This is a genomic window from Acinetobacter seifertii (genome assembly GCF_000368065.1).
GTDB classification, from domain to species: Bacteria; Pseudomonadota; Gammaproteobacteria; order Pseudomonadales; family Moraxellaceae; genus Acinetobacter; species Acinetobacter seifertii.
Genome location: NZ_KB851200.1, coordinates 1,006,622 through 1,029,311 on the forward strand (window position 1 = coordinate 1,006,622; position 22,690 = coordinate 1,029,311).

Below are 22,690 nucleotides of genomic sequence, written 5' to 3' on the forward strand. Positions count from 1 at the left end.
ATTGTCCCGAAATGATAGACAAAGAAGTTTTGAAGATAAAAGCAAAGAAATTAAATTTATTTTTATTATGAATATTATATAAATGCCCAAATCAAAAAATTAATTTGGGCATTATACGACACGCTTAGTTCTTAAGCGCTGGTGTTGCAGCGGCAATTGCAGCAGCCACTGCATCATCTTCTGTCTTAGCAGATTCAGTTGCCTTAGCTGGTTTTGACTGAGCTTTTTCAGCTTTAGGTTCTGCTTTAGCCTCAGTTTTCTTTTCTGGTTTAGGTTCTACTTTTGGTGTCTCAGATTTAGGTTGTTCAGCAACTTGTGTCTGTGAAGATTCATCAGAATGTGCAGGACGAGTTTCACGGCGAATTTCAGTTGTAGTGTTGTTTGTTTCTTCACGATGAACTTCAACTTGTGGTTGTGCTTCAACTTGAGCTTCTTGATGAGTATCCACACTCTCTAAAGACTCAAATTTTGCAGGCTTCGCTGGTTGAGGTTCTGAAACAGCAGTTTCAACCTTGTCTTGCTCTTCTTCTTTAGGTGTCTCTTTTTTAACGCATGCGGTTAACAATAGTCCAGCCGCAATTGCAGCACAGATTAAAAGTTTTTTATTTGCCATTGCCCTAAACAACATTTAATTGAGGAATTGACATTATAACAGTAAATAGCAATGAAAAAATCATGTGAGATTGAGCTAATTTTTTATTAAAAATGCTGCTAGAATAACCAGTTGTTTATTGTTCTTTGAATTGATGCGGTTTGACTTTGCTTTATAGGGGCAGAGTACAGTAAAATTGCCAAACATTGTAGGCCGATTTCGGCTTGATTGTATGAGAAACTTAATGACCCATTTTATTTTTGTCACTGGTGGTGTGGTTTCATCACTAGGTAAAGGTATTTCTGCTGCTTCTGTTGCTGCACTTTTGGAAGCTCGTGGCTTGAAAGTCACAATGGTTAAAATGGATCCTTATATTAATGTCGATCCAGGGACAATGAGCCCATTCCAGCATGGTGAAGTTTTTGTTACCGAAGATGGTGCAGAAACCGACCTCGATCTGGGTTATTACGAACGTTTCTTACGTCGCGCTAAAATGACCAAGCTAAACAACTTTACGAGTGGTCGCGTATATCAAGACGTTTTAAATAAAGAGCGTCGTGGTGATTACTTGGGTGGTACAGTTCAGGTTATTCCTCATATTACCGATAATATTAAAGAACGTGTTCTTCGCGCAGGCGAAGGCTATGATGTTGCTATTGTAGAAATTGGTGGCACCGTAGGTGATATCGAATCATTACCGTTCATGGAGTCGGTTCGTCAGTTAATGGTTGAGCTTGGTCATAAACGTACCATGCTTATGCATTTAACCTTGTTGCCATATATTAAATCGGCAGCAGAGTTAAAAACTAAACCAACTCAGCACTCTGTAAAAGAGTTACTTTCAATTGGTATTCAGCCAGATATTCTGATCTGCCGTACTGAATATGATGTAGATGTTGATACTAAACGCAAAATTGCATTGTTCACTAACGTCGAAGCGCGTGCTGTAGTGGTATGTAAAGATGCGAAAACAATTTATCAAATTCCACGTACATTCTATGAGCAAAATGTTGACGACTTGATCTGTGAACGTTTTGGATTTAATGATCTTCCAGAAGCAAATCTAGAAGATTGGGACAATGTAGTTGAAGCATTATTGAATCCTGAATACACTTTACGTGTAGCTATGGTTGGTAAATATGTTGAATTACCAGATGCTTATAAGTCTGTAAATGAAGCATTATTACATGCTGGTATTAAGAATCGCGTAAAAGTACAAATTGATTACGTCAATGCTGAAGAGCTTGAGAGTCAAGATGTATCTATTTTAAGTACAGCTGATGCAATTTTAGTTCCGGGTGGTTTTGGTGAACGTGGTACTGAAGGCAAAATGAAAGCTATTCAGTACGCTCGTGAAAATCGTATTCCTTTCTTAGGAATTTGTTTAGGCATGCAATTGGCAGTTATTGAATATGCTCGCCATGTTGCAGGTATGCCAGAAGCCTCTTCTACAGAATTTAACCGCTCTACAAAATATCCACTTATTGGTTTAATCACTGAATGGTTGGATGAGCGTGGTGAATTACAACAACGTAGTCTCGAATCTGATTTGGGCGGAACAATGCGTTTAGGTGCACAAAAATCAGAATTGGTTGAAGGCACAAAAACACGTGAAGTCTACGGAAAAGCTGAGATCACTGAACGTCATCGTCACCGTTATGAAATGAATAACCGTTTCATCGAGTCGATTGAAAAAGCTGGTATGAAAATTTCTGGTTATTCTTCAGCACAACATTTGGTTGAAACTGTAGAAATTCCTGAACATCCTTGGTTTATTGCTGTACAATTCCACCCGGAATTTACAAGTTCACCACGTGATGGACATCCATTATTTGCTAGTTTTATTGACGCTGCGAAAACTCAGCATCAAAAAAGTAAATAATGCGATTTAAATAAACTGGGAAAGTTTAAATGTCACAATTAAAACCACAAGAAGTTGTACGTTTAGGCGATATACAAATGGCAAATCATTTGCCATTTGTATTATTTGGCGGAATGAACGTACTTGAATCAAAAGATTTAGCTTTTGAAATTGCAGAAACGTATGTAGATATTTGCAAACGTTTAGAAATTCCTTATGTTTTTAAAGCGAGTTTCGATAAGGCAAATCGTTCTAGTCTACATTCATTCCGTGGCCCTGGACTTGAAAAAGGTATTGAATGGTTAGGTGATATTAAAAAGCATTTTAATGTTCCGATCATTACTGATGTGCATGAGCCATATCAAGCTGCACCAGTTGCAGAAGTAGCCGATATTATTCAGTTACCTGCTTTCTTAAGTCGTCAGACTGATCTTGTTGAAGCGATGGCAAAAACACAAGCTATCATTAATATTAAGAAAGCTCAGTTTTTGGCACCTCATGAAATGCGTCATATTCTGCACAAATGTTTAGAAGCAGGAAATGACAAACTCATTCTTTGTGAACGTGGTTCAGCATTTGGTTATAACAATCTTGTTGTAGATATGCTTGGCTTTGACATCATGAAAGAAATGAATGTGCCAGTTTTCTTTGATGTGACACATGCATTGCAAACTCCTGGTGGTCGTGCTGATTCGGCAGGTGGTCGTCGTGCTCAAATTACAACTTTAGCACGTGCGGGAATGGCAACTGGCTTGGCTGGGCTATTCTTGGAAGCTCATCCAGATCCAGAACATGCAAAATGCGATGGACCTTGTGCATTACGTATGTCACAACTTGAGCCATTCTTGGCGCAAATAAAAGAATTGGATACTTTAGTTAAAGGATTCAAAAAGTTAGACACCCATTGATGCAGTAATCTGCATCTCGTTATTCATTCAACAGAGGAATTGTTCATGAGCCAAATCGTTGACATTCGTGCACGTGAAATTTTGGACTCTCGTGGTAACCCAACCATCGAAGCAGACGTAATTTTAGAATCTGGCGTTGTTGGTCGTGCATGTGCACCGTCTGGTGCTTCAACTGGTTCTCGTGAAGCTTTAGAACTGCGTGACGGTGATAAATCACGTTACTTAGGTAAAGGCGTTCGTACAGCAGTTAATAACGTTAATACGTTGATTCGTGATGCTTTGTTGGGTAAATCAGTTTTTGAGCAAAAAGACATTGATAACACAATGATCGCGCTTGATGGTACTGAAAACAAAGAAAAATTAGGTGCTAACGCAACTTTGGCTGTGTCATTGGCTGCTGCACGTGCTGCTGCTGAAGAAAAGAAACTTCCTCTTTTCCAATACATCGCAGATCTTCGTGGTCAAACAATTTTGACAATGCCTGTACCGATGATGAACATCTTGAACGGTGGTGAGCATGCAGATAACACTGTTGATATTCAAGAGTTTATGATTGAGCCAGTAGGCTTCACTTCATTTGCTGAAGCTTTGCGTGCTGGTGCTGAAGTATTCCATTCTTTAAAATCAGTTTTAAAGAAACAAGGTTTGAATACTGCTGTGGGTGATGAAGGTGGTTTTGCGCCTAACCTTCGTTCAAACGAAGAAGCAATTACTGTAATTCTTCAAGCAATTGAACAAACTGGTTATAAAGCTGGTTCAGATATGATGCTTGCACTTGACTGTGCATCTTCAGAATTCTACAAAAACGGTCAATACGTTTTAGAAGGTGAAGGCAACCGTGCATTTACAAGTCATCAATTTGCAGACTACTTAGCTGGTCTTGTAAATCAATATCCGATTATTTCAATCGAAGATGGTTTAGATGAATCTGATTGGGAAGGTTGGAGCTACTTAACTTCAATCCTTGGTGATAAAATCCAATTGGTTGGTGACGATTTATTCGTAACTAATCCTAAGATTTTACAACGTGGTATTGATGAGAAAGTTGGTAACTCGATTCTTATCAAATACAACCAGATTGGTACATTGACTGAAACTTTAGATGCAATCTACCTTGCTAAAGCAAATGGTTACTCAACTGTTATTTCTCACCGTTCTGGTGAAACAGAAGATTCAACTATTGCTGATTTGGCAGTAGGTACTGCAGCTGGTCAAATCAAAACTGGTTCACTTTGCCGTTCTGACCGTGTTGCTAAATATAACCAATTGCTTCGTATTGAAGAAATGACTAAAGCGGCTTACCGCGGTAAAGCTGAGTTCAAAGGTTTAAACTAATCTTTTGAATAATGCTTTGCTTATTTAAATATTGATGAAAAATTAATATTTAAAATAAAGTGCTATTTCTACTTCTTAGAAATAGCACTTTTTTATTTATCCTAAACGCCGAGTTTTTAAAGATTCAGCCCAACTATGATGATGACAACGGGAACATTCTTGATCGAGTTTATTTAAAACCTTAGTTTCACCGCATTTCATACAAGAATAAAAAGTATTCGTCTTAAGTATTTTAGCTTTGTTATAGGCATCGGGAAATAAAGGAAGACCCCATTTAACGTCTTCATCCTCATAATAAAGCAAGCTCAAAATCCCATCGGATTCAAGTAAGGCCGTTCTGACTTGACCTAAATGTTCTACATTCTGTTGCCGCATTTCTGAGAAAAATTCATCGTGAGAATATGTTTGTTTCTGAAAATCTTTGTAGACCAAAAGACCCTCTTTGACAACGCAAAGAGCTCTTCCTTCTAACAATGTTTCAATTTTTTTGTGCTTTACCATACCCCAAGTGATAAGGCGATATAAAAAGAGGATTACAACAAAAACCACTAAAGCGTGTGCAATTGGAACGTCTTTAGTAAACATAGGGTCACCAGCTGCAGATCCTAAACATAAAATGATAGCTAGTTCGAATAAAGAGAGTTGTCGAATACCACGTTTACCAGATAGTCTTAAAAAGCTAATGATAATAATGAACATGACAGTGCATCTTATTAAAATTTCTAAAGCAAAGCTCCATGTGGTATCACCAATAAAAATATTAGAAAGATCCATCTTTATCTCGCTTTTTCAAATTTTACAGATAGGGTAGATTTAAAATTCATAGCAAAATAAAAATCAAAAAACTATAGTTTTTAAGTGGTTATTGGTTAAAAATACAAAAGATGTGTGATCGTGTATTAATTAAAAATAAATGAAATTCGTAGTGCGATTTTAATACATAGATTATTGTAGTCTCTTAAGAATAATTATTTTGGTTTGGCCTATGATCTATGTGGCACTTGCTGTTATTGGAGTTCTTTCAGGGCTGATTAGTGGAGTGGTTGGAACTGGATCATCAATTATTTTATTACCAATTCTTGCTTATATTTTTGGGGCCAAATTTGCTGTACCTATTATGGCAATTGCTGCAATTATGGGGAACATTTCACGTGTGATAATGTGGCATAAAGAGCTTAATATTAGAGCATTTCTTTTATTTACAAGTTTGGGCATACCAGCAACGATACTAGGAGCCAATACATTATGGGTGATGTCACCTGTATTGTCTAACTTATGTATAGGTGTATTTTTCTTCTGTTTAATACCGATTAGGCATTATGCCAAACGTCATAGTTTTAAATTTAGTTCATGGCAAATGGTCATTGCTGGGGGAGTGCTAGGCTATATCACAGGTGTTGTTTTTTCGACAGGCCCCTTATTACTCCCAGTTTTTAATGGTTTCGGTTTAACGAAGGGAGCTCTCTTGGCGACAGAGGCTGCTGCTTCATTTGGTATCTACGTAACAAAAAGCTTAACTTTTGGTGCACTAGGCGTTTTAAAACAAAATATTTTAATTGCGGGAGTTGCTGTTGGTTTTTCTCTAATTATTGGCAATTATATTGGCAAAACTTTTGTAATAAAGATGTCTGAGAAAACTTTTGATTTATTGCTAGATTGTATGTTAGTAGTTGCTGGTTTTTCGATGATATTGGCAGTTTTTAATCATTCTTAACAGTAACTTTTATATGCATAGATTGATTTATAAACAGTTGTGTTTATAAACATTATTTTCCTTTCCAATTGAGTTTAATTTTGACAAAATGAAACATGTCACAATGGTCAATTTAAAGTAATATGGCCATTCATAGTTTTGCAGGAATGTTGCAGGAATTTTGCATGTCGCTTGTAAATTGTCATACAATACAAAAACTTAATAAAGTTTTTAATTAAAGCTCTTAATGCTATGTTAGAAGTATTTCGATCCACTTCAAGCAAACTTATTTTGCTACTGGTTATTGTTTTAGTAGCTATATTGCAATATCAGTTCTGGTTAGGTGAGGGTGGTTATTTTCCTCATCAAGCACTTATGCAGCAAATTCAACAACAAGCTGAAGTAAATGATGAGCTTAAAGAGCGAAACCGTATTTTGGCAGCTGAGGTTTTCGACCTAAAAAATGGTACGGAAGCGATAGAAGAACATGCTCGTCTGGATCTTGGTTTGGTTAAGCCTCACGAAACATTTGTTCAAATGAGTACGATCAGTACTAATTATAAACCTATTTATATTGACCCGAACGCTAAAGTAGATTTGGAAACTAATGAGACACCTCCATCACCAGATATCCCAGACTAAACTATGGGCAGTTATTCCTGCTGCTGGTTCAGGAAGTCGTTTTTCCAAAACTGAATTAAAGCAATATCAATATATTCAAGATGTGACAGTGTTAGAGCATACTGTTAAGCGTTTAGCTGAGCTTCCTTTAGCTGGCTATGTCTTAGCAATTGGTGCGCAGGATACTCTTGCTTCTACTTTAGCTTTTAGCGAAAAGCATAAGGCACATTTTTGTAATGGTGGTGCTGAGCGAGTCCATTCGGTTTTAAATGCGCTAAATTATCTGTCACAAATTACAGATGAAGATGATTGGGTGTTGGTACACGATGCTGCACGACCTTGTGTAACCCTTGATTGCTTAAATGCTCTTGTTTTGCATGCGATAAGTTCAAATCAAAGTGCTATTTTGGCAATTCCTGTGCGCGATACGTTGAAGCTTGTAGATAAAGAACAGCAGATTAATAAAACGGTAAGTCGAGAGTTATTGTGGCAGGCTCAAACTCCTCAAATTGCAAAAATTGGGACACTTAAAAAGGCGATTGAACAAGCGCTAATTAATAATTTGACTATTACTGATGAGGCAAGCGCGCTTGAGTTTATGGGGGAGAGCGTACATGTAGTTATGGGACGGTCTGATAATATAAAAATTACTTATCCCGATGATTTAGAACTTGCGCGTTTGATTCTGCAATCACAATCTTAATATTTTATATACTTAATAGCAGGCTATTTTATTTTAAAATAGCCTAAGTATACGTTTCATTTCTACACATCTATTCGAAATAATTTATATTTTTTTATAGCGGAAGTAGATAACATCATTATGTAATTTAATTAGATAATGTTCGATAGTCGAACAAAAAAATCCTAAATCGAACAAAAGTGTATGTAGCTTACTAGATCAAAATCTGAAAATTATCAAAAATAATCAAAAGGGAAATCTAAGGGAAACACTCGGGATTGAGTGAAATATTTATCTATCTTATTACCCCAGTGTGCCTATTCTCTTACCTTTCTCTTCTTCAATGAGCACAATGGAGTTGTCTAATGATTGACAAAAGTAAGTCCTCACTAAGCGAGGTTCTATCGCAGATTAAAGATGGTGCAACCATTCTAATTGGTGGTTTTGGTACCGCAGGACAACCCGCTGAACTCATTGACGGTCTTATTGAACTGGGTATTAAAGATTTAACCATTGTCAGCAATAACGCAGGTAATGGCGATTACGGTCTGGCTAAACTTCTTAAAGCTGGTTCAGTTAAAAAAGTGATTTGCTCTTTCCCACGTCAGTCAGACTCTTATGTGTTTGATGAACTGTACCGTGCCGGAAAGGTGGAACTTGAGGTTGTACCACAAGGTAATCTGGCGTGTCGTATTCAGGCAGCAGGTATGGGACTTGGTGCTGTATTTACCCCAACAGGCTTTGGAACACTTTTAGCTGAAGGCAAAGAAACCCGTGAGATTGATGGTAAAGATTACGTACTTGAATATCCAATCAAAGCAGACTTTGCCTTGATTAAAGCTTACAAGGGCGACCGCTGGGGCAATCTGGTTTACCGTAAATCTGCACGTAACTTTGGGCCAATTATGGCCATGGCTGCAGATGTCACCATTGCTCAGGTTTCTGAAGTGGTTGAACTCGGTGGACTAGATCCAGAACACATCATTACCCCAGGTATTTTTGTACAACACGTTGTACAAGTAGCGCCAGCACAGTAAGCAATAAGGAGAAAGAACATGAGCTACCAGAAACTCAGCCGTGACCAGATTGCAAAACGTGTGGCACAAGATATTCCCGATGGCGCCTATGTAAACTTAGGCATTGGCTTACCAACCAAGATTGCAAGTTACTTACCTAACGATAAAGATATTTTCCTTCATTCTGAAAATGGCCTGTTGGCTTTTGGTCCACCACCAGCGGCAGGTGAAGAAGACCCTGAACTGATTAATGCGGGTAAAGAGTTCGTGACCATGCTTGAAGGCGGCAGCTTTTTCCACCATGGTGACTCATTTGCCATGATGCGTGGTGGACACCTTGATATTGCAGTGCTTGGCGCCTTTCAGGTTGCAGCGAATGGTGACTTGGCGAACTGGCACACGGGAGCACCGGATGCGATTCCTGCCGTGGGTGGTGCGATGGATTTAGCTGTAGGTGCCAAGAAAGTATTTATCACTACAGACCATGTTACTAAGCAAGGTGAACCGAAGATTGTGGCTGAGCTGAGCTATCCGGTTACGGGTAAAAAATGTGTTGACCGTATTTACACCGATCTTTGCGTGATTGATGTGACCAAAGATGGTTTAAAGGTGATTGAGAAAGTGGAAGGTCTTAGCTTTGATGAGTTACAGGCTTTGACTGGTGCAACTTTGATTGATGCCACTCAAGGGTAAGGAAGTAGGGAAATGACATTAAAAAACGCTTATATCATCGATGCCATCCGTACACCATTTGGCCGTTATGCCGGTGGCCTTGCACCTGTCCGTGCCGATGACCTTGGCGCTGTACCGATTAAAGCCCTCATGCAGCGTAACCCAAATGTAGATTGGGAACACGTCGATGATGTGATCTATGGCTGTGCCAACCAAGCCGGTGAAGATAACCGTAATGTTGGCCGTATGTCAGCACTACTTGCTGGTTTACCGTATCAGGTGCCGGCAACCACCATTAATCGTTTGTGTGGTTCATCACTCGATGCGATTGCTATTGCTGCCCGTGCCATTAAAGCAGGTGAAGCGAACTTGGTGATTGCAGGTGGTGTGGAAAGCATGAGCCGTGCACCTTATGTGATGGGTAAGTCTGACAGTGCTTTTGGTCGTAGCCAGAAGATTGAAGATACCACTATGGGTTGGCGTTTCATTAACCCTAAACTTAAAGAATTGTATGGTGTAGACACCATGCCCCAGACTGCCGAAAACGTAGCTGAACAGTTCAACGTCAATCGTGCAGATCAGGACCAGTTTGCCTTGGTGAGCCAACAACGCACCGCAAGCGCGCAAGCCAAAGGCTTTTTTTCTAAAGAAATCGTGGCAGTTGAAATCCCTCAGCGTAAGGGTGATGCTGTTGTGATTGATACTGATGAACATCCACGTGCATCGACCACACTTGAAGCTTTAAGCAAACTTAAACCTGTGGTTAAAGCAGAGGGTACAGTCACTGCGGGGAATGCTTCAGGCATTAATGATGGTGCAGCAGCATTGCTGATTGCTTCTGATGAAGCAGTTCAAGCTTATAACCTCAAACCTCGTGCCAAGATCATTGCTTCAACAGCGGTGGGTGTAGAACCACGCATTATGGGGTTTGCTCCAGCACCAGCCATTAAAAAACTACTTAAACAAGCCAACCTGACTTTAGAGCAGATGGATGTGATTGAGCTGAATGAGGCCTTTGCTGCACAAGCTTTAGCAGTGACCCGTGATTTAGGTTTGCCAGACGATAGCAACAAAGTAAATCCAAATGGTGGTGCAATTGCATTGGGCCATCCACTGGGTGCATCAGGTGCACGCTTAGTCACTACAGCATTAAACCAGCTTGAACAAACAGGTGGTCGTTATGCCTTATGTTCAATGTGTATTGGTGTAGGTCAAGGTATTGCTTTGATTATTGAGAGAGTCTAATCATGAGCCAGTTATATGCCAGTTTGTTTTATCAAAAAGATGTCACCGACATCTTTAGTGACTCATCTTTAATCAAATATATGATTGAGGTTGAAGTCGCGTTAGCTCAAGCACAGGCACAAGTTGGCGTGATTCCTCAAAATGCGGCTAACACCATTACCCAAGTAGCTGAGCAAGCAATAGAAAAGTTTGACTTTTCAGCCTTAGCCGTGGCAACTGGCTTAGCTGGAAACATTGCAATTCCGTTCGTAAAACAACTAACGGCAATTGTTAAAGATGTTGATGAAGATGCTTCACGTTATGTGCATTGGGGCGCAACAAGTCAGGATATTTTAGATACAGCTTGTATTTTGCAATGCCGTGATGCGTTGAATATTGTAGAAGCTCAACTTCAACACTGCTATGCGACTGCATTAGAACAAGCCAAGCAATATCGCTATCAAGTCATGATTGGGCGTACATGGTTACAGCAAGCTTTGCCTATTACCTTGGGACACAAGCTTGCTCGTTGGGCTTCTGCATTTAAGCGTGATTTAGATCGTATAAATGCAATGAAATCACGTGTACTTACTGCTCAGTTAGGTGGTGCTGTGGGTTCACTCGCTTCTTTGCAAGATCAAGGTTCGCTTGTAGTCAGTGCATTTGCTCAGCAACTGAATCTGACTGTACCGACAAGCACATGGCATGGTGAGCGTGATCGTATTGTAGAAATCGCAAGTGTGCTTGGCATGATTGTCGGGAATACCGGCAAGATGGCACGTGATTGGTCACTCATGATGCAAACTGAAATTGCAGAGTTATTTGAACCAACTGCAAAGGGTCGTGGTGGTTCATCAACCATGCCGCATAAGCGTAATCCAGTTGCAGCAGCTTCAGTACTTGCAGCAGCAAATCGTGTACCAGCACTTATGTCTAGTATCTATCAAAGCATGGTGCAGGAACATGAGCGTAGCTTAGGTGCGTGGCATGCAGAATGGTTAGCAATCCCTGAAATTTTTCAGCTTTGTGCTGGAGCATTAACTCGTACTGGTGAAGTTTTAAAAGGTTTCGAAGTTAATGCTGAGCATATGCAGCAGAACCTTGACTGTACCAACGGGTTGATTATGGCAGAAGCTGTGATGATGGCACTTGCTCCAAAAATTGGACGTTTAAATGCTCATCATGTTGTTGAAGCCGCTTGTAAAACAGCCGTGGCTCAAAAGCAGCATTTATCTGAAGTTGTTAGTCAGTTAGATGAAGTAAAAGAACATTTTAGTCAAACAGAAATTTTGGAAATATTTAAAGCAGAAAATTATTTGGGCAACATTCAAGCTCAAATTGATGCTGTTCTGCAAGAAGCACAAGGAGGAGACATAAAGTGAAACAGCTTATAACCAATCGACAAGGTAAACAGCTCGCTGTATATACCGACGGATTAAAAGATGCTCCAGCACTTGTGCTATCTAACTCGTTAGGAACAGATTATGGAATGTGGAAGCCGCAAGTAGATGAGCTTAAAAGTCATTTTAATGTCATTACATACGACACACGTGGTCATGGCGAAAGTGATGTGATCGCTGAAACATCTTTACAAAATTTAGGTGAAGATGTTGCTGATATTTTAGATGCTTTAAATATTGAAAAAGCTCATTTTTGTGGCATTTCTATGGGCGGAATTACAGGGCTTTGGTTAGCTATCCATTACCCAGAGCGCTTTCTAAACATTACTGTCGCAAATTCGGCGGCAAAAATTGGACAGGTTGAAGCGTGGTTGAGTCGCGCAGAATCAGTAGAGCAAAATGGACTGGCTGAATTGGTTAAAACCACGCATACACGTTGGTTTAGCGAAAAATTCGACTATCAACATAATGTGGTTGCACAAACGACGATCCAAAGTCTGGCAAACACACCAGCACAAGGTTATGCCAATGCGTGTCGTGCTTTAGCGCATGCTGATTTAAGAGATGAAATTACGCAAATCCAAGTGCCGGTATTGCTCATTGCAGGAACGGCAGATCCAGTGACAACAGTGGCAGATGCTGAGTTTATGCAGAATGCTATTAAGAACAGTCAAATTGCTAAATTGGAAGCATCTCATCTTTCTAATATTGAGCAACCGCAAAGATTTACTCAGGAATTGACTAGGTTTATTCAGCAAATCTAATAGCTTAGTAGTTTAAAAGGAATTGGCCTTAAGGAGGCAAATATGGCGTCTCAGGATTACGCTGCACCAAATAAAAGTATCGATGCTCAAGCATTAATTAATGATGCTCCACTCAGTAAGTATCAATGGATGATTGCAATCATCTGTTTCTTAATTATTTTTACTGATGGTATCGATACTGCTGCAATGGGTTTTATCGCTCCAGCTTTGGCTCAAGACTGGGGTGTTGATCGCTCTCAGTTAGGCCCAGTGATGAGTGCTGCACTTGGTGGAATGATTATTGGAGCTTTGGTTTCTGGCCCAACAGCTGACCGTTTTGGTCGAAAAATCGTTTTAGCTTTTTCGATGCTTGTGTTTGGTGGTTTTACTTTAGCATCTGCGTATGCAACCAACTTAGATAGTCTTGTCATTTTACGCTTTTTGACAGGTATTGGTTTGGGCGCAGCGATGCCAAATGCCACTACATTGTTTTCTGAATACTGTCCAACTCGCATTCGTTCACTGCTTGTGACATGTATGTTCTGTGGTTACAACTTAGGTATGGCAACAGGTGGTTTTATTAGTAGTTGGCTCATTCCGACCTATGGTTGGCACAGTCTATTCTTACTTGGTGGTTGGTCACCTTTAATTTTAATGGTTCTAGTGGTTTTAGTTTTACCTGAATCTTACCGCTTCTTGATTGTTAAAGGTAAAAACCCAGAAAAAGTACGCAAAATTTTAAATCATATAGCACCAACTCAGGTTCAAGATGCCACTGCATTTCATGTACCTGAAGAGAAAACTGAAACAGCTCAAAAGAAAAATGTCTTTGGAATTATGTTTTCTAAACCTTATGCGAAAGGAACACTTTTACTTTGGTTGACCTATTTCATGGGCTTAGTAGTTGTTTACTTGCTTACAAGCTGGTTACCAACATTGATGCGTGAAACGGGTGCTTCAATGGAACGTGCTGCATTTATCGGTGGATTGTTCCAGTTCGGTGGTGTGGTGAGTGCATTGTTCATCGGTTGGGCGATGGACAAATTCAACCCGAACCGAGTCATTGCCATTTTCTACTTTGCAGCGGGTCTATTTGCGATTGCTGTTGGTCAAAGCTTAGGAAACTCAACATTACTTGCTGTATTGGTACTTTGTGCTGGTATCGCAATTAACGGTGCACAATCTTCAATGCCAGCTTTGAGTGCTCGTTTCTATCCAACACAATGCCGTGCTACCGGTGTGTCTTGGATGACAGGTATTGGTCGTTTCGGTGCGGTATTTGGTGCTTGGATTGGGGCTGTATTACTTGGTAATGATTGGTCATTTACTGCCATTCTTAGCTTATTACTAATTCCGGCGTCTGCTGCTGCTGTTGCTGTATTTGTTAAATCACTTGTTGCGCATACCGATGCAACTTAATAGAGGTCTATCACGATGAATGATGAACAACGCTATAAACAAGGCATTGAGGTGCGGACGGAAGTTTTGGGTGAAAAGCATGTTGGTCGATCTTTGCAAAACTTAAATGACTTTAACCAAGATTTTCAAAACTTTATTAGCCGTTACGCATGGGGTGAGGTGTGGTCTCGTCCGGGCCTACCGCGTCATACACGTAGTTTAGTCACTATCGCAATTTTATTGTCGCTTGGCCGTGAAGATGAACTACGCATGCATTTACGCGCTTGTTTCAACAATGGTGTAACTAAAGAAGATTTAAAAGAGTTGATCTTACACAGTTCACTCTATGCAGGTTTACCTGCGGCAAACGCTGCAATGCATATGGCTGAAGAAGTCTTTAAAGAGTTGGGAATAGAAGTAAACCCAATTGCAGCGAAAGAACAGGATTAAGGAGATAAAGATGTCACAACATAGCTGGGGTGCTTACGCCCAACGTAATACAGATGATCATCCACCAGCGTATACGCCAGGTTATAAAACAAGTGTATTGCGTTCGCCAAAAAATGCATTGATCTCTATTAACGAGACTCTAACCGAAGTTACTGCGCCGCATTTTTCTTCAAACTTGTTCGGTCCAAAAGATAACGACTTGATTTTGAACTATGCCAAAGATGGTTTACCAATTGGTGAACGTGTCATTGTCCATGGCTATGTTCGTGACCAATTTGGTCGTCCTGTAAAAAATGCACTTCTAGAAGTATGGCAAGCCAATGCTTCTGGTCGCTATCGCCATCCAAATGACAAGTTTATTGGTGCAATGGATCCTAACTTTGGTGGTTGTGGCCGTACCTTAACTGACGAAAACGGTTTTTATATTTTCCGTACCATTAAACCAGGTCCATATCCATGGCGCAACCGTATTAATGAATGGCGTCCTGCCCATATCCATTTCTCATTAATTGCTGATGGTTGGGCTCAGCGTCTGATTTCACAGTTTTATTTTGAAGGCGATACGCTCATTGACACTTGCCCGATCTTAAAAACAATTCCTTCTGAAGATCAACGTCGTGCATTGATTGCACTAGAAGATAAAAACAACTTTATCGAAGCCGATAGCCGTTGTTACCGTTTTGACATCACTTTACGTGGCCGTCGAGCGACTTACTTCGAAAATGAATTGACTTAATCGGGAGCACGAGCATGAACAACTGGAATTTTCAGGAATTAAAAGAAACTCCATCTCAAACAGGTGGTCCTTACGTTCACATTGGTTTATTGCCACAGCAGGCTAATATTGAAGTATTTGAAAATAACTTTAATAACCAGTTGGTACAAGACCAGACTAAAGGCGAGCGTATTCGTCTTGAAGGTCAAGTATTTGACGGATTAGGGTTGCCGTTGCGTGATGTACTCATTGAGATTTGGCAAGCCGATGCAAATGGTATTTACCCAAGTCAGGCAGATACGCGTGAACAAAAAGCTGACCCAGCATTTCAAGGTTGGGGTCGCACAGGGGCAGACTTTGAAACAGGTGTTTGGAGCTTTAATACAATTAAACCGGGTGCAACAGCAGGTCGTAAAGGTTCAACTCAGGCACCGCATATTGCATTAGTAATTTTTGCGCGCGGTATTAACTTAGGCCTTCATACACGTGTTTATTTTGACGATGAAGCTGAGGCAAATGCTAATGATCCGATCTTAAATAGCATTGAGTGGGCACCGCGTCGCCAAACTCTTGTTGCTAAACGTTCTGAAGAGAATGGTGAAGTTGTTTACCGTTTTGATATTCGTATTCAAGGCGATGACGAAACAGTATTTTTTGATATTTAAGGAACACCTAAGGCTACACCTGATTATTCATGGATATGTGTAGCCTTTTTAAGGATGAATGATATGAAAATGAAAACATTATTAAGCTTAAGTTTGCTTACACTCCCATTTTTTGTAGCACAGGTGAATGCTGAACCTGTTGCTTTGGCTGCCCAGACACAACCTGCTATGACAACAGTTAAAACAATTGTTCCGATCACTGCAAAAACTAAAGAGCAAGCTTTAGCTCAAGCTCAAGTTATTGCAAATACAGCGGATGCTGATTTAGCTGAGTTTCGTATCGATTTACTCAGTTTTGCAAGTGATACAAAACAAGTGATTGCATTAGGACATGAATTGAAAAAGATTTTAGGTCATAAGCCTATGATCGCCACCATTCGTACTAAAAATGAAGGTGGTCAGCTCGAAATTAGCGATGCTGATTATGGGAAGACTTATCAAGCTTATTTAAAAAATCCGTTCATGGACTGGTTAGATGTTGAAATGTTCCGTGATCAAAAAGTAGTTTCAGAAATTGTTCAAAAAGCACATCAAAAGAAAGTGCTCGTTGTTATGTCTAATCATGACTTCCAAAAAACACCAAGCCAAGATGAAATTGAAAAACGCTTGTTAAAACAAGATCAGATGGGTGCAGATATTCTCAAAATTGCGGTAATGCCGAAATCTAAACAAGACGTCTTCACTTTAATGAATGCCACTTTAAAAGTAAGTCAGAAAACCACTAAGCCATTATTGACAATGTCGATGGGGCAATTAGGTACGATTTCTCGTGTTGCAACTGCCAATATGGGCGGAAGTTATAGCTTTGGCATGATTGGTCAGGCTTCTGCGCCGGGTCAAATCGATGTGACTAAGCTCAAACAGATTTTACAAACCGTTCAACCAACAAACCCATAAATCATAAGGATATGATGAAATGAATACATTACGTTTAACTACTCTTGCATTAGGTTTAATGGTTTCAGGAATAACTGCAGCACAAACTTATGTTGTTGACCGTTATCAAGATGATAGCAACAAAGGTTCTTTACGCTGGGCAATTGAGCAAGCTAATGCTAACCCAAGTGAAGCAAGTGATATTTTGATCCAGGCGGTAGGCAAAGCACCTTATGCGATTAAATTAAATAGCGCACTTCCTGAAATTAAAGCACCTGTCAAAATTATTGGTACAGAGTGGGATAAAACTGGTGAATACATCGCAATTGATGGTTCAAATTACATTAAAGGCGAAGGAGCAAAAGCATGCCCAGGTGCAAACCCTGAGCAGTATGGTACCAATGTCCGTACTATGACTTTACCGGGTTTTGTACTACGTGATGTCAATAACGTGACTTTAAAAGGATTTGATATCCATCGCTTCTGTATTGGGGTATTGGTTAACCGTTCAAGCAATAACCTTATTCAGCATAACCGTATTAGTAATAACTATGGTGGTGCTGGTGTCATGATTACGGGCGATGATGGTAAAGGTAATCCGACAGCAACCACTACAAATAACAATAAAGTTTTAGATAACATTTTCCAAGACAATGGTGATGGTTTAGAGCTAACACGTGGTGCTGCATTTAACCTGATTGCAAATAACCATTTTATTTCTACTAAAGTAAACCCTGAGCCATCACAAGGTATTGAAATCTTGTGGGGGAACGACAATGCTGTAGTTGGTAATAAGTTTGAAAATTATTCGGATGGCTTACAGATTAATTGGGGCAAGCGTAACTATATTGCCTACAACGAAATGACCAATAACTCGATTGGTCTAAATATGACTGGTGATGGCAATATTCTTGATAGCAATAAAGTTCATGGTAACCGTATTGGTGTTGCCATTCGCTCAGAAAAAGATGCAAATGCAAGAATTACATTGACTAAAAACTTAATTTGGGACAATTCTAAAGATATTAAACGCTGTGAAGCGGGTGGATCATGTGTGCCAAATCAGCGTTTAGGTGCAATAGTATTTGGTGTACCTGCACTTGAACATGAAGGTTTTGTTGGTTCACGTGGTGGCGGTGTAGTGATTGAGCCATCTAAACTACAAAAAACTTGTACTCAACCAAATGAACAAGGCTGTAATCCTCAACCTAATCAGGGTATTAAAGCACCTAAGTTAACAGCAAATAATGGTTCAGTTAATATCGAGGTTAATGGTTTACCAAACCAGCGCTATCAAGTTGAGTTTTTTGGCAACCAAAAAGCGACTTCAAAAGAAGCTGAGCAATATTTAGGAACAATAACAGTTGCTACAGATACACAAGGCAACGCAAAAGCCAATTGGAAACCAAGTGTCAAAGTTGCATCAATTACAGCGAATGTAACAGATCACTTTGGCGCCACTTCTGAGCTTGGCTTTACGCAAATTAAATAACAACAAATAAAGCGCCTCAAACAGGGGCGCATTTAGAAAAGATAAAAGGATTTAAAATGCCAAATTTAATGAAACTGAGTGTGTTAACGATTGCTGTGATGGGTAGCCAATTTGTTCTTGCAAATGAACCGTGGTCACAAGACCGTCAATGGTTACTTGGTGATTGGAATGGCGAGCGCCAACAGCTAGAGCAACAAGGCTATAAATTTACAGCTTCTATCATGAGCCAAGCTGCTACAAACTTAGATGGTGGCTACAACGACAATAATACTTTTGAAAATGCTGCACAGCTTTCTTTAGGTGCAAACTTTGATTTAGAAAAAATCGCTGGGTGGAAAGATACAACAGCGAGTCTCGTTGTGACTAAACGTGATGGTAATGCGCTTACTTTAGAGCGTATTAAAGACCCACGCTCTAGCCAACTAGGCAACGCGCAAGAAATTTATGGTCGTGGAAAAATCTGGCGCTTATCTCAAGCATGGATCAAAAAGGGTTTTGCTGATAATACCGTACAAGTCAAAGTTGGCCGTATGGGTATGTCAGAGGATTTTAATAGTTCTCAATGTGAGTTTCAGAACTTATTGCTTTGTGGGGGACAGTTAGGAAAATCAATTGGTTCAATTTGGTATAACTCACCAGTTGGTATTTGGGGTGCAAACGTTAAATATCAGTTTGCACCCGAGTGGACTTTTGGAATTGGTGCGTATGAGGTCAATCCAGACAATATTAAAACAGCATCAAATAGTGATGGTTTTAATCTGGATATGAATAATGTGAAAGGTGCAACCATACCAGTTGAGCTTGCATGGAAACCAAAACTTGCTCTATTTAATGGTTTACCGGGTGAATATAAAGTTGGTGCACTGTACTCAACCGCAGAGGCGAATGATGTTAAAACTGCGGGTAAGGTTCATGACGGGAAACAAAGTTTCTGGATTAACGCACAGCAACAACTTAGCCATGCTGGCCAAGATCCAAAACGTGGTTTATACGTAACTTTTAATGGCGTTGTAAATGATAAAGCAACGACTTTTGTTCAAAGTACACAACAACTTGCACTTTGGTATAAAGGGCCATTTGACAGCCGTCCAAATGATTCGATTGGATTTGGTATTGCCAATTATGTAGTCAATGATCGTGCTAAAGATAAGCAAATCGCAACAAACGAAAGCCGTGGATATTATAGCTATGATCCGATCGCATCGAACTATATTCCAATTCAAGACGACGAATTAAATATTGAGCTGAACTATACCTATCAATGGTCTCCAGCTGTCATGTTGCGTCCAAATATTCAATATATCCATCAACCTGCTGGTGTAAAAGAGGTTGACGATGCTTGGGTGGCGGGCCTGAGTGTGAAAGTCAATTTTTAACAATGATGATGGCTGGTTAGACATGGTTTAACTGGCCTAAATGCTTGAACTATTTGTGTTCAGTATATGTGGAGTAGGATCTATGTCTGAGTCAGATTCTAAGTTTCATATCTTATTCAAAATATGGTGTTTTATATTAGGTCTAGTTTTATTAGCTACCGGTGTTTTTTACATTGTAGGTGGTGGGAAGCTAGTATCTCTTGGTGGTTCTTGGTATTTCTTTATTTCAGGATTATTTATAACGGTTTCAGCAATTAGCATTTTCCGTAAAAAAGCACTGGGTGTTTGGATTTTTGCTGCTGTTTTTGTTGGTACGGTAATCTGGTCATTTGTTGATGCCGGCTGGGAGTTTTGGCCGTTATTCTCACGCTTAATGTTTCCTGCTGGTCTTTTTGCTGCGTTACTGTTTACCTTACCTTCAATTCGACGTTATCAATTCCAAAATGGATCGGCAGCTCCAGCGTATGGTGTTGCTGGTCTAGTTGTTGTAGGCATGTTGATTGCGCTCTATCAAATGTTCCAGCCGCACCCAACGGTAGCAAGTTCAGGTGAAAAGCTACCTTTAGTACCAGTTGATCCAGCTAAAAAACAGGTGAATTGGGAAAATTATGGAAATGATACGGGTGGTAGCCGTTTTGTTGCCCTCGATCAAATTAACCGAGACAACGTCCATAAGCTAAAAGAAGCATGGCGCTTTAGAACAGGTGATTTTACAACGGGTAGTGGTAATGGTGCTGAAGACCAAATGACACCACTACAGATTGGTAATAAAGTCTTTTTATGTACACCACATAACAATATTTTTGCAATCGATGCTGATTCGGGCAAGCAACTCTGGAAAGCTGAAGTAAACTCTAAAGCCGATGCATGGGAACGTTGCCGTGGTGTTGCATACTTTGATTCGACTAAACCACTTGTTCAACCAACTTTGGCTGGTGCGAATGCAGTAACTACGGTTGCGACCAATACAGCTTGTCCACGCCGTATATATACCAATACTCCAGATGCTCGTTTAATTGCAGTGAATGCAGATACTGGTGAGCGTTGTGCAGACTTTGGTGTGAACGGAACAGTTAATCTACTCGAAGGCTTAGGCGATGGAACAAAAGCTCCACGTTTTGAAGTCACTTCTGCACCAACGATTGCAGGTACAACCATTGTGGTGGGTAGCCGTATTGCTGATAACGTAGCAGCGGATATGCCGGGTGGTGTTATTCGTGGTTATGATGTGATTACAGGTAAACTCCGCTGGGCATTTGACCCTCGTAATCCTGATCCTAATCATGTTCTAAAACCAGGTGAAACGTATAAACGTAGCTCGGCAAACTCTTGGGCTGCTATGTCTTATGACCCGCAAATGAATACAGTTTTCTTACCTATGGGTAGTTCATCTGTTGATATTTGGGGGGGTAACCGTAATCCATTAGACCATAAATACAACACTTCAGTTTTAGCACTTGATGCAACAACTGGTAAAGAGAAGTGGGTATATCAAACTGTTCATAATGACTTATGGGACTTTGACTTACCAATGCAACCGAGTCTAGTCGACTTCCCATTAAAAGATGGTACGACGAAACCAGCTGTTGTGATTGGAACCAAATCTGGACAATTCTTTGTTCTTGACCGAGTTACAGGCAAACCACTGACTAAAGTGATTGAGCAGCCTGTTAAAGCTGCAAATATTCCGGGTGAACAATATAGTTTAACCCAACCTCGTTCTGTTGAAATGCCTCAAATTGGCAATCAGACTTTGACTGAGTCAGATATGTGGGGCGCAACGCCGTTTGACCAACTTATGTGTCGTATTAACTTTAAGTCAATGCGTTACGAAGGTCTATTCACTGCACCGGGTACTGATATTTCATTAAGTTTCCCAGGTTCTTTAGGTGGTATGAACTGGGGTAGTATTGCTTTCGATCCAACACATCGTTACATGTTTGTAAACGATATGCGTCTTGGTTTGTGGGTTCAACTTCTTAAACAAACCCCTGAAGATATTAAGATTCAGGCGAGTGGCGGTGAAAAAGTAAATACAGGTATGGGCGCGGTACCAATGAAAGGTACACCATATAAAGTGAATAAAAACCGCTTTATGTCTGCTTTAAGTATTCCTTGTCAAAAACCACCATTTGGTACCATGACGGCAATTGACATGAAAACTCGTCAAGTTGCATGGCAAGTACCATTGGGTACAGTTGAAGACACGGGACCTATGGGGATTAAGATGGGCTTGAAAGCACCAATTGGAATGCCGACTATTGGTGGCCCAATGGCAACTCAGGGTGGTTTAGTATTCTTTGCTGCAACTCAAGATTACTATTTACGTGCTTTTGATTCTTCTACAGGTAAAGAACTTTGGAAGTCACGTATGCCTGTTGGTAGCCAAGGAACACCTATCAGCTATGTTTCGCCTAAAACAGGTAAACAGTATGTGGTTGTTTCTGCGGGAGGAGCACGTCAGTCTCCTGACCACGGTGATTATGTAATCGCATATAGCTTAGAGAAGTGATTAAAGAGGGCAAAAGGATAAATTTTCTTTTGCCCTTATTTTTTTATATCTTTTTTATATTAAGGTATTTATGGAAATTCTATATTTTTAGTTAGATAGCTTTACCAAATAGTAAAAAAGTGCTTGAAGTTATTACTAAACTTAGAAAATTCTTATAAACGATTCGACACGAACACTAGTCATAGCCTAACTATTAAGCAATTTTTTATAATGTTTTAACTATAAATAAACTTTAAAAATTTATTAAGTTTTGTTTAACTTAAGATCGTGAATTTTAATTAAAAATAAACATTATTCAGTTTTTAATCATCAAAAACCAGTTTTTTTTGTTGGAAAAACGAGCGTAAATATATATTTATATTATATTTATATAATTTATTGCATTACGCTAGAATGGTTGGCGCAGGTTATTACTACCCAGTAATAATTTGTATTTCAGGAATTTAAGCTTTAATTGGC

General features: G+C 39.8%; 21 protein-coding genes. 19 read left to right on the plus strand and 2 right to left on the minus strand.

The features are described 5' to 3' along the window. Window positions 1-124: 124 nt before the first annotated feature. Complete coding sequence (locus F985_RS12185; protein WP_004701329.1) at window positions 125-613, minus strand: prolipoprotein diacylglyceryl transferase; 489 nt, start codon at window positions 611-613, stop codon at window positions 125-127. 223 nt (window positions 614-836) lie between these two features. Here F985_RS12185 and F985_RS12190 point away from each other — a divergent pair, with 223 nt between their 5' ends. From F985_RS12190 to eno, 3 genes are read left to right on the plus strand one after another with little or no spacing between them, the layout of a single operon-like run. Then, window positions 837-2,474, plus strand: coding sequence for a CTP synthase (locus tag F985_RS12190; RefSeq protein WP_004701331.1), 1,638 nt, complete (start codon window positions 837-839; stop codon window positions 2,472-2,474). Between the two features lie 29 nt (window positions 2,475-2,503). Next, complete coding sequence (gene kdsA, locus F985_RS12195; RefSeq protein WP_004701333.1) at window positions 2,504-3,361, plus strand: 3-deoxy-8-phosphooctulonate synthase; 858 nt, start codon at window positions 2,504-2,506, stop codon at window positions 3,359-3,361. Window positions 3,362-3,406: 45 nt separating this feature from the next. After that, a complete protein-coding gene (eno, locus tag F985_RS12200) occupies window positions 3,407-4,696 on the plus strand; it encodes a phosphopyruvate hydratase (RefSeq protein ID WP_004701335.1) in 1,290 nt (429 codons plus the stop codon). A 96-nt stretch (window positions 4,697-4,792) separates the two neighbouring features. Here eno and F985_RS12205 read toward each other — a convergent pair whose 3' ends face one another. Beyond that, window positions 4,793-5,470 carry a DUF421 domain-containing protein gene (locus tag F985_RS12205; RefSeq protein ID WP_004701337.1) on the minus strand — a complete coding sequence of 226 codons (678 nt, stop codon included), beginning with the start codon at window positions 5,468-5,470 and terminating at the stop codon, window positions 4,793-4,795. 211 nt (window positions 5,471-5,681) lie between these two features. Between F985_RS12205 and F985_RS12210 the strand changes: the two genes are divergently transcribed. From F985_RS12210 to F985_RS12285, 16 genes are all read left to right on the plus strand, one after another. Next, a complete protein-coding gene (locus tag F985_RS12210; RefSeq protein ID WP_004701339.1) occupies window positions 5,682-6,410 on the plus strand; it encodes a sulfite exporter TauE/SafE family protein in 729 nt (242 codons plus the stop codon). Window positions 6,411-6,641: 231 nt separating this feature from the next. Then, entirely contained in the window at window positions 6,642-7,031 is a 390-nt protein-coding gene (gene ftsB / locus F985_RS12215) for a cell division protein FtsB (protein WP_004701341.1), read from the plus strand. Continuing rightward, window positions 6,997-7,713, plus strand: a complete 717-nt coding sequence (gene ispD / locus F985_RS12220; protein ID WP_004701344.1) for a 2-C-methyl-D-erythritol 4-phosphate cytidylyltransferase — start codon at window positions 6,997-6,999, stop codon at window positions 7,711-7,713. The genes ftsB and ispD overlap by 35 nt, the downstream gene beginning before the upstream one ends. A 344-nt stretch (window positions 7,714-8,057) precedes the next feature. Then, on the plus strand, window positions 8,058-8,729 hold the full coding sequence (locus tag F985_RS12225; protein WP_004701345.1) for a 3-oxoacid CoA-transferase subunit A: 672 nt from the start codon (window positions 8,058-8,060) through the stop codon (window positions 8,727-8,729). An 18-nt stretch (window positions 8,730-8,747) separates the two neighbouring features. Then, complete coding sequence (locus F985_RS12230; protein ID WP_000121765.1) at window positions 8,748-9,401, plus strand: 3-oxoacid CoA-transferase subunit B; 654 nt, start codon at window positions 8,748-8,750, stop codon at window positions 9,399-9,401. A 12-nt stretch (window positions 9,402-9,413) separates the two neighbouring features. Continuing rightward, window positions 9,414-10,625 (plus strand): 3-oxoadipyl-CoA thiolase, encoded by a 1,212-nt coding sequence (gene pcaF / locus F985_RS12235; RefSeq protein WP_004701347.1) that lies wholly within the window; start codon window positions 9,414-9,416, stop codon window positions 10,623-10,625. A 2-nt stretch (window positions 10,626-10,627) separates the two neighbouring features. Next, the gene (locus F985_RS12240; RefSeq protein ID WP_004701350.1) at window positions 10,628-11,986 is read left to right on the plus strand and encodes a 3-carboxy-cis,cis-muconate cycloisomerase; all 1,359 of its coding nucleotides are present in this window, start codon (window positions 10,628-10,630) and stop codon (window positions 11,984-11,986) included. Continuing rightward, a complete protein-coding gene (gene pcaD, locus F985_RS12245; protein ID WP_004701351.1) occupies window positions 11,983-12,768 on the plus strand; it encodes a 3-oxoadipate enol-lactonase in 786 nt (261 codons plus the stop codon). Before F985_RS12240 ends, pcaD begins: the two co-directional genes overlap by 4 nt. Before the next feature lie 42 nt (window positions 12,769-12,810). Then, the gene (locus tag F985_RS12250) at window positions 12,811-14,166 is read left to right on the plus strand and encodes a 4-hydroxybenzoate transporter PcaK (RefSeq protein ID WP_004701354.1); all 1,356 of its coding nucleotides are present in this window, start codon (window positions 12,811-12,813) and stop codon (window positions 14,164-14,166) included. 15 nt (window positions 14,167-14,181) lie between these two features. Beyond that, window positions 14,182-14,595, plus strand: a complete 414-nt coding sequence (gene pcaC / locus F985_RS12255; RefSeq protein WP_004701356.1) for a 4-carboxymuconolactone decarboxylase — start codon at window positions 14,182-14,184, stop codon at window positions 14,593-14,595. Between the two features lie 10 nt (window positions 14,596-14,605). After that, window positions 14,606-15,331 carry a protocatechuate 3,4-dioxygenase subunit beta gene (pcaH, locus tag F985_RS12260; protein ID WP_000077913.1) on the plus strand — a complete coding sequence of 242 codons (726 nt, stop codon included), beginning with the start codon at window positions 14,606-14,608 and terminating at the stop codon, window positions 15,329-15,331. 14 nt (window positions 15,332-15,345) lie between these two features. Next, window positions 15,346-15,975, plus strand: coding sequence for a protocatechuate 3,4-dioxygenase subunit alpha (gene pcaG / locus F985_RS12265; protein WP_004701359.1), 630 nt, complete (start codon window positions 15,346-15,348; stop codon window positions 15,973-15,975). A 69-nt stretch (window positions 15,976-16,044) separates the two neighbouring features. Next, window positions 16,045-16,872: a type I 3-dehydroquinate dehydratase gene (aroD, locus tag F985_RS12270; protein ID WP_081401362.1), complete on the plus strand. Its 828-nt coding sequence runs from the start codon at window positions 16,045-16,047 to the stop codon at window positions 16,870-16,872. Window positions 16,873-16,891: 19 nt separating this feature from the next. Continuing rightward, on the plus strand, window positions 16,892-18,343 hold the full coding sequence (locus F985_RS12275; RefSeq protein WP_004701363.1) for a NosD domain-containing protein: 1,452 nt from the start codon (window positions 16,892-16,894) through the stop codon (window positions 18,341-18,343). 56 nt (window positions 18,344-18,399) lie between these two features. Beyond that, the gene (locus tag F985_RS12280) at window positions 18,400-19,719 is read left to right on the plus strand and encodes a carbohydrate porin (RefSeq protein ID WP_004701365.1); all 1,320 of its coding nucleotides are present in this window, start codon (window positions 18,400-18,402) and stop codon (window positions 19,717-19,719) included. 82 nt (window positions 19,720-19,801) lie between these two features. Then, on the plus strand, window positions 19,802-22,231 hold the full coding sequence (locus F985_RS12285) for a glucose/quinate/shikimate family membrane-bound PQQ-dependent dehydrogenase (RefSeq protein ID WP_004701367.1): 2,430 nt from the start codon (window positions 19,802-19,804) through the stop codon (window positions 22,229-22,231). Window positions 22,232-22,690 lie beyond the last annotated feature (459 nt).